The following is a 6601-nucleotide window of genomic DNA, read 5'->3' as shown; positions in this document are numbered from 1 at the left end:
GGCCAGCACCGTGCGACCCACGCCGTACGACGCGCTCGGCGCGGTCGGCGGTCCGGAGCTCGTCATCGACGCCGCGCAGTTCGCCGAGACGTTCGCGGCGGACCTTCCCGCCGAGCTCACGCGAGTGATGGCCGTCTCGCAGCGTCCGCTGGCCGCCGCGGCCGCCGGCGAGCCGCTCAGCTACGCCGGATGGGCCGAGAAGCCGACCTGGTACCTCGTCTCGGCCGAAGACCGCGCGATCGCCCCCGAGGCGCAGCGCTTCATGGCCGAGCGTATGGGAGCCGTCACCGAGGAGATCGCCGGCAGCCACGTCGCCTTCATCTCGCACCCGACCGAGGTCGCCGAGTTCATCGTCCGTGCGCTCGATGCGACCAGCGCGACCCGCGTCATCGGTGCGGCGGCCTGAACATGGTCCAGCGTCCGGGGATGTCGGCGGAGTCCTCAGACCCCGCCGGCATCCTCGGCGCGCAGCAACCTTGCGACGCCGCTGCCGTACACCGTCGCGAGGCGGCGGGCGAGGTCCGGGGCGGCGTCGTCGTCCACCTCGGCCACCCGCGCGAGCACGCCTTCGCGCACGAGCGACACGAGCCCGTGGACGACCGCCCAGCTCACGAAGGACCAGTCCTCGGCATCCTCTCCGACGAGGTCGGCGACCGCCGCACGGAGGAATCCGAGCGCGGAGCGCTGCGCCTCGACGAGGGCGGCGTCGTCCCGCACGAGCTCGGACCGGCGGAACATGAGGTCCATCAGGGCGGGATGCTGCAGCCCGAAGTCCACGTACGCCCGGCCGAGCGCATCGAACGCCGCCCCTTGGCCGGCCGCGGCTTGGTTGGCCGTGGCTTGGTCGGGTGTGTCGCTGCGAGAGGCGGACTCGAGGGCGCGGGCGAGATCCTCGAAGCCCTCGGTCGCGACGGCCGTCAGCATCCCGGCCCGATCACCGAAGAAATGCGCGGGAGCCGCATGCGAGACGCCCGCGCGCCGCGCGACCGCGCGCAGGCCGACCGCCGCGTGACCCTTCTCGATCAGTTCTTCGCGCGCCGCCTTCAGCAGCGCTTCCCGGGCCGACCCGGCGTGCTCCGTGGATGCCATGCATCCGATTCTGCCTCACGTACTTGACACCGTAAACCAACCTTTGACCTTCTTGGAGATCGACATGTCCACCACCCGCACTCTGACCGCCCGCCGCACCTGGCTCATGCCGATCCTGCTCGTCGCAGGACTCGCCGCGGCGCTGCCGGCCGTCTACCTCTCCGCGACCGCGAACCCGCAGGGGAACGTCATGGACCTTCCCGTCGCGCTCGTCGTCGAAGCGCAGGATGCCGTGGCCGGCCCGCCCGCCGCGGAGCAGGTCGCCGCGGCGATCGAAGCCGGCGCCGGCGAGGCGATCGCCTTCACGACCATGACCTCCGACGAGCTGGCCGAGGCGATGCACGAGGACCGGGTCGCCGGTGCCGTCGTCATCCCCGAAGGCTTCGACGCTGCGATCGCGAGCCTGTATCCCGGCGCCGCCGCGAGTGTCGTCCCGTCCGTGAAGATCGCGACCAACGCGGGCGACGGCGGCCTCAGCAACGGGCTCGTCACCGGGAACCTCACGCCGGTCCTGCGGGGAGTGGCCGAGGCGTTCGGCGCTGAGCTGATCAATCACGCCAGTGGCGCGCTGCCACCGGCGAACGTCGCCCTGCTGAGCGCGCCGTTCCACGTCGAGGTCGGCCCGTACGAACCGCTTCCGGACAATTCGGGTCTGGGAACGAGCGCGTTCTACTTCGCACTCGTGCTCGTGCTCGTCGCGTTCATCGGCGCCTCGCTGGTGAACCCGCTCGTCGATTCGGCGCTCGGCGTGATCCCCAGTGAGCTCGGCCCGCTCATCGCCCGGCAGCCGTACACCGCCGTCTCGCGTCGGCAGACCTTCGTCGCGAAGGCGGTCATCCTCACGGCGGCCTCCCCGCTCGCGGCCGCCGCAGCGCTGGGCGTTGCCGCGGCGTTCGGGGTCTCTGCATCCAACGAACTCGTGCTCTGGCTCTTCGCGACGGCGGTCATCGCGGCCATCGGCACGAGTGCGCTGGCGGTCTTCGCCGTGCTCGGCCCCGGCATCGGGGCGCTCGTGAACACGCTGTTCTTCGTCGCGATCGCGATGGTCTCCTTCGGCGGGATCGTGCCGCTGCAGGCGGCGCCCCCGTTCTTCCGCGCCGTGTCGGAGTTCTCGCCGTTCCGCCACGTCGTCGAGGGGGTGCGGTCGCTCTTCTACTTCGACGGGAATCTCGCCGCCGGCCTCGGGCAGGCGTGGATCAGCGTCGCTGTCGGGGGAGCCGTCGGGATCGCCCTGGGCCTCGTCGTCACGACGGTGTACGGGCGTGTGAAGCGGTTCAGCCGGCATCCTCGGCCCGCGGCGGCGGTCAGCCGATGACGCGGATCTCGGCGCGGATGCCGGGCACTCCCGTGAGCTTGTGATCGATCGTGACGAGGGGGATGCCGAGTCGTTCTGCGGCTGCGAGATAGGCGGCGTCGTAGGTCGTGGCGTTCGCGGCGAGCTCGCCGATCCGCGCGAGCAGCGGCCCGGTGGGCACGGGATGCACGTGCAGTCGTGTCAGTACGTCGATGCGCGCCTCGAACTCGGATCGCGACGAACGGCCGCCGAGCCAGAGGCCGCGCAGAGCGCTCGCGGCCTCGAGGAGCGCGTGCTCGGGACACGCCCATTCCGCGTCGGCGTCGAGTTCGGCGGCGACCCGCGCGCTGGCTCCGCCTTCGTCGGTGATGAGCTCGACGATGGCAGACGCATCGACGACGATCACCCCGCGTTGCTCGCGACCGCGGCGAGAACGGCCCGATCGCGCTCCCGGCGTTCCTGTGCGATCAGTTCGACAACATCGACTGCGGCACCTTCGCCGGTGCCTCGGATCGGTGTGAACTCTCGCAGAAGCGCGCGGTTGCGGGCGATGCCCCCCTGCCGTTCGAGGAGCTCGCGCAGATACGCCTGCAGTGACTGACCCCGCGCCGCCGCGTCGCGCGCGAGCACGTCGCGCAGTTCGTCGGGGACGTCGCGGATCTGAAGCGCAACCATGCGCCGACTGTAGCATGCACTTCTGCATGCTATAGTCTCGGCCGAGGCCGCACCCTCTGCCACATGAACCCGCGGCGCGTACGGCGGCATCCGCAGCCCGCTACCTGCCGCTGTAAACCGGGCAGTTCGTGCAGCATCCGGGGCTCACGTTCCTCGTCTACGTCCCGCAGGCGGGGTCCGAGAGCGAGGAGCGGTTCCGCCTGCTCGCGAGTTGGCAGGCGACGCAGGATGCCGGGGCTTCCCGTGACCGCGCTGTGTGAGGTTCGTGCCCGGCGGTGCGGCGATCACCCCGGGCCGAGGTGCTGCCCCAGCGCCTCGAGCAGGCCGCGCATGCCTTCTTCGCGCGCGGCGGCGTCGGCTCGGAACTGGTCGAAGAACACGCCGTGCTCGACGTGGGTGAGCCGCGTGCCGGCGGCGATCCGGTCGAACTCGAACGAGGCGACCGAGGTGGACATGTGGATGCCGTCGAGCCACATGTCGTACGTGGTCACGATGCGGCTGTGCTCGACGATGTCGGTGTAGACGCCCTCGTAGCGGGAGCGGGGTCCGCCGTGGAACTGGGCTTCGTCGACGTCGCGGCCGCCGACGCGGAAATCGAACCTCCACTCCCGGCGATCGAAGGTGTCCCCGTCGCCGAACCACGCCCGCCGTTGCGACTCGTCGGCGAACGCCAGCCAGACCCGCTCGATCGGGGCCGGGTAGTCGCGCGTGAGCGTGAACCCGGCGTGAGCGACGCGGCGCTCGACGGTCATCGCTCGCGCTCCCGCGTGAACTCGACGTGGACCGTCCCGCTCTCGCTGACGCGGCTGCGGACGTCGTGGGTGCGCTCCAGCCCCCGCAAACCCTCCCACACTCGGTGACCGCGCCCGAGCACGATCGGGGCGATCGCGACGTGGAGCTCGTCGACGAGCCCGGCCTGCAGGAACGCGCGCGCCGTGCGGATGCCGCCGCCGATGCGGACATCGCCGCCGCCCGCTGCCTCGGCCGCCTGTGTCGCCTCGGCCAGGACCTCCTCGATCGGGCCGCTGCGGAAGCGGAAGACCGTCCCGCCGTCCATCGCAATCGACGGCCGTGGCGCGGCGTGCGTCAGCACGAAGACCGGGTGGCCGAACGGCGGCCGATCGCCCCACCATCCCCGCCAGTCCGGATCATCCGGATGCGCGTGCAGGCAGAACATCGCCGCGCCCATGATCTCGGCATCCACTCCGGCGAAGAAGGCGGCGGCCACCTCGTCGTCGATCCCCGTCGTGCCCGTTCCGCTGTCGTCGCCGAGCACGTTGCGGCGGAAGGTGCGCGTCGCGGCGTAGGCGGCGGTGAGGGCAGCCCAGTCCTCGCCCATCGGATTGTCGGACGACTCACCGGGCGCGGCGGTGAAGCCGTCGAGCGAGGCGAACAGTGACATGCGGACCCTGGTCATGGGTGCTCCTTCGGTGAGCTGGTACGGGCGAGGTGGATGCCGAGGCGATCGGCCTGGCGCTCCGCGGTCGTTCTCTGCTCGCCGAGCCAGAGATGCAGCGCGTCGAGCCCGCCGGGTCGGAGGCTCACGGTGCGGACGCGACCCTGCTTGCTCGACTCGACGATCCCCGCGGTCTCGAGGATGCCGAGGTGTTGCAGCAACGAGGGCAGCGTCATCGAGACGAGGCCGAGGAGGTCGGACACCGCCGCCGGCGAGGCGGCCAGTCGCTCGACCACGGCGCGGCGCGTCGGATCGGCGAGCGCGCGAAGCAGCGCGTCGACCTCATCCGAATAGCTAGGCATGTACCTAACTATTGCGCCGCACGGGCGCATTGTCAACGCGCGGGCGCTGGCCGAGGCATCCCGTTCTGCGGAGATCCTCACTTCTGAGGATGGGATCGGGCTCAGCGATCCGCAGAACTGCAGATCTCCGCAGCAGCGCGAGTCCCGCGGCCAGGCGGCGCCCGGTGCGCACAACGCCGGGGATGGCGCGCGGCGAATCCCTCAACTCGTCTGTCCCAACAAGTCACCTTCTGATGCTCCTGGAGCATCAGAAGGTGACTATCCACGCGGGAGAAGATGAGGGCTCGGGAAGGCTTGCGCCGAACCCCTCGCCGACGGCCCGATCACCGCGGGCGCCCGTTGTGCACGATCGGCGGCCGTTCAGTCGGCCACGTCGTCGTAGAGGGTGTGGAACAGCTTCGCCCCGATCTCGCGGCGCGACGAGACCCCGAGCTTGAGGAAGATCGACTTGAAGTGGTCCTGCACGGTGTATGGCGACAAGTGCAGTGCCTGCGCGATCGCCTGCGTCGATGACCCGCGCATCAGGGCACGCACGACGTGCGTCTCGCGAAGCGTGAGCCCGTAGGCCGACATCAGCACCGGCACGATCTCCGGGGCGGTCGCCTCTTCGATCGTGACCGCGTACTGCGCGACCGTCCCGTCGCCGTCCCGAAAGCGGGCGGCCTGAAAGACGTACCACGTGCCATCGCGATGCTGCGCACGAAGCCGCGGCACGTGCTCGACCCCGCGGAGCAGCTGCGAGAGCACCGCCGCGACCGGTGTCGTGAGGTTCGACCCGAGGTCGCCGTCGAAGCCGGCGACCCGGTGACGCGCGGCATCCGTCGCGTACTGCAGCGTCCCCGAGGCGTCGAAGACGAGGATCGCCGGTCCCAGGTCGGTGCGCGCCAGCTCGGCGGTCGCGGTGGCGAGACCCGCACGCAGGCCGTCGGCGAGCGTTCCCTCCAACAGGTGTACGAACTCGGCCTCGGCCGCGTTGAAGCCGGGGCTGTCCGCGCCGCGGTAGAGCGCGAACGCCCCCCACGTCACCCCCTGCCGCCGGGCGACGCCGCGCAACTCGTGCTGCATGCCGAGCAGCGGCTGGACGACGTTGCGATACCGGTCGCTCCTGCGGACGTCGCCTTCGGTCTCGTCGTCGAGGATCGCCACGCCGAAGGGGCGCCGCGCGAGGTCGGCGAACAGCGAGTAGTCCTCGCCGGTCGCGTACTCGTAGTAGAAGAAGTCCGACCCGCCGCTGTTCTCGAGGTCGTGGCGGTGCGAGACGTTGAGGGTGACGGAGCCGGGATCGACGGTGGCGATGCACACGGCATCCGCCGGCACGGCACGGCGCACGAGGGTGAGCGCCTCGTCCATGTACTCGTCGAGCACCAGGCCGGCGCGCGCGAGCGACTCCAGTCCCGCTCGCGCGCTCTCGGCCCGATACCCCCTCATGCGCACATTGTGCCCCGCCCGCGGCGCACGTGTCATCCCCAGAAACCTGGGTGACCCCGCACCCCCACACCTGCCTGCGCATTCTCCCGCAGGCGGGGGATGGGCGTGCCGCCGCTGCGCGACGACTCTGGTCACCGCGTCAATCGAACGAACGGAGAACACCATGAACGACGTCACAACCATCGATCGCCCGCACCGCCTCGGCGACGCGCTCGCCGAGCTGCGTCACCGTATCGAAGGCAAGGTGAGCAGCCCCGCGGATGCCGAGTGGGACACCGAACGCGCCGCGTGGGCGCTCGCCGTCGATCAGCGGCCCGCGCTCGTGGTGCGCGCCGCACACGCCGAGGATGCCGCCAC

General features: G+C 70.9%; 10 protein-coding genes and 1 pseudogene. 4 read left to right on the top strand and 7 right to left on the bottom strand.

What is annotated here, in order from left to right; genetic code table 11:
- A partial coding sequence (locus WBP48_RS04070) for an alpha/beta fold hydrolase (protein WP_424436465.1) occupies positions 1-406 on the top strand: 406 nt, incomplete at its 5' end.
- Positions 407-441: 35 nt separating this feature from the next.
- On the opposite strand, the gene WBP48_RS04065 is transcribed toward WBP48_RS04070, so the two are convergent.
- On the bottom strand, positions 442-1089 hold the full coding sequence (locus tag WBP48_RS04065) for a TetR/AcrR family transcriptional regulator (RefSeq protein ID WP_424436462.1): 648 nt from the start codon (positions 1087-1089) through the stop codon (positions 442-444).
- Between the two features lie 64 nt (positions 1090-1153).
- Between WBP48_RS04065 and WBP48_RS04060 the strand changes: the two genes are divergently transcribed.
- On the top strand, positions 1154-2404 hold the full coding sequence (locus WBP48_RS04060; RefSeq protein WP_424436460.1) for an ABC transporter permease: 1251 nt from the start codon (positions 1154-1156) through the stop codon (positions 2402-2404).
- Here the strand turns inward: WBP48_RS04060 and WBP48_RS04055 are convergent.
- Together WBP48_RS04055 and WBP48_RS04050 are read right to left on the bottom strand one after the other, a co-directional pair.
- Positions 2394-2789, bottom strand: a complete 396-nt coding sequence (locus tag WBP48_RS04055) for a type II toxin-antitoxin system VapC family toxin (protein ID WP_424436457.1) — start codon at positions 2787-2789, stop codon at positions 2394-2396. The two genes, WBP48_RS04060 and WBP48_RS04055, sit on opposite strands and share 11 nt — an antisense overlap.
- Entirely contained in the window at positions 2786-3058 is a 273-nt protein-coding gene (locus tag WBP48_RS04050) for a FitA-like ribbon-helix-helix domain-containing protein (RefSeq protein ID WP_424436455.1), read from the bottom strand. Before WBP48_RS04050 ends, WBP48_RS04055 begins: the two co-directional genes overlap by 4 nt.
- 128 nt (positions 3059-3186) lie before the next feature.
- On the opposite strand from WBP48_RS04050, the gene WBP48_RS04045 reads away from it, so the two are divergent.
- Positions 3187-3318, top strand: coding sequence for a hypothetical protein (locus tag WBP48_RS04045; RefSeq protein WP_424436452.1), 132 nt, complete (start codon positions 3187-3189; stop codon positions 3316-3318).
- Positions 3319-3342: 24 nt separating this feature from the next.
- Here WBP48_RS04045 and WBP48_RS04040 read toward each other — a convergent pair whose 3' ends face one another.
- The 4 genes from WBP48_RS04040 to WBP48_RS04025 all read right to left on the bottom strand — a co-directional run bounded on the left by WBP48_RS04040 (position 3343) and on the right by WBP48_RS04025 (position 6244).
- Positions 3343-3810, bottom strand: coding sequence for an SRPBCC domain-containing protein (locus WBP48_RS04040; protein ID WP_424436449.1), 468 nt, complete (start codon positions 3808-3810; stop codon positions 3343-3345).
- Entirely contained in the window at positions 3807-4475 is a 669-nt protein-coding gene (locus WBP48_RS04035) for a dihydrofolate reductase family protein (RefSeq protein ID WP_424436446.1), read from the bottom strand. Before WBP48_RS04035 ends, WBP48_RS04040 begins: the two co-directional genes overlap by 4 nt.
- On the bottom strand, positions 4472-4816 hold the full coding sequence (locus WBP48_RS04030) for an ArsR/SmtB family transcription factor (RefSeq protein ID WP_424436443.1): 345 nt from the start codon (positions 4814-4816) through the stop codon (positions 4472-4474). The genes WBP48_RS04035 and WBP48_RS04030 overlap by 4 nt, the downstream gene beginning before the upstream one ends.
- Positions 4817-5176: 360 nt before the next feature.
- Entirely contained in the window at positions 5177-6244 is a 1068-nt protein-coding gene (locus WBP48_RS04025; protein ID WP_424436440.1) for a helix-turn-helix transcriptional regulator, read from the bottom strand.
- A gap of 163 nt (positions 6245-6407) precedes the next feature.
- Here WBP48_RS04025 and WBP48_RS04020 point away from each other — a divergent pair.
- Positions 6408-6601, top strand: a pseudogene (locus WBP48_RS04020) (hypothetical protein); the annotation flags it as partial.

It is taken from the genome of Microbacterium sp. (assembly GCF_049661145.1).
Classification (GTDB): Bacteria; Actinomycetota; Actinomycetes; order Actinomycetales; family Microbacteriaceae; genus Microbacterium.
The sequence above is the reverse complement of the archived record's forward strand: the minus strand, read 5'-3'. Positions and strand labels throughout refer to the sequence as shown.

Bases quoted from the DNA above. Each gene is read 5' to 3' on its own strand.
- WBP48_RS04065 (WP_424436462.1), bottom strand. From the start codon at position 1,089: ATGGCATCCACGGAGCACGCCGGGTCGGCCCGGGAAGCGCTGCTGAAG.
- WBP48_RS04060 (WP_424436460.1), top strand. From the start codon at position 1,154: ATGTCCACCACCCGCACTCTGACCGCCCGCCGCACCTGGCTCATGCCG.
- WBP48_RS04050 (WP_424436455.1), bottom strand. From the start codon at position 3,058: ATGGTTGCGCTTCAGATCCGCGACGTCCCCGACGAACTGCGCGACGTG.
- WBP48_RS04040 (WP_424436449.1), bottom strand. From the start codon at position 3,810: ATGACCGTCGAGCGCCGCGTCGCTCACGCCGGGTTCACGCTCACGCGC.
- WBP48_RS04035 (WP_424436446.1), bottom strand. From the start codon at position 4,475: ATGACCAGGGTCCGCATGTCACTGTTCGCCTCGCTCGACGGCTTCACC.
- WBP48_RS04030 (WP_424436443.1), bottom strand. From the start codon at position 4,816: ATGCCTAGCTATTCGGATGAGGTCGACGCGCTGCTTCGCGCGCTCGCC.
- WBP48_RS04025 (WP_424436440.1), bottom strand. From the start codon at position 6,244: ATGAGGGGGTATCGGGCCGAGAGCGCGCGAGCGGGACTGGAGTCGCTC.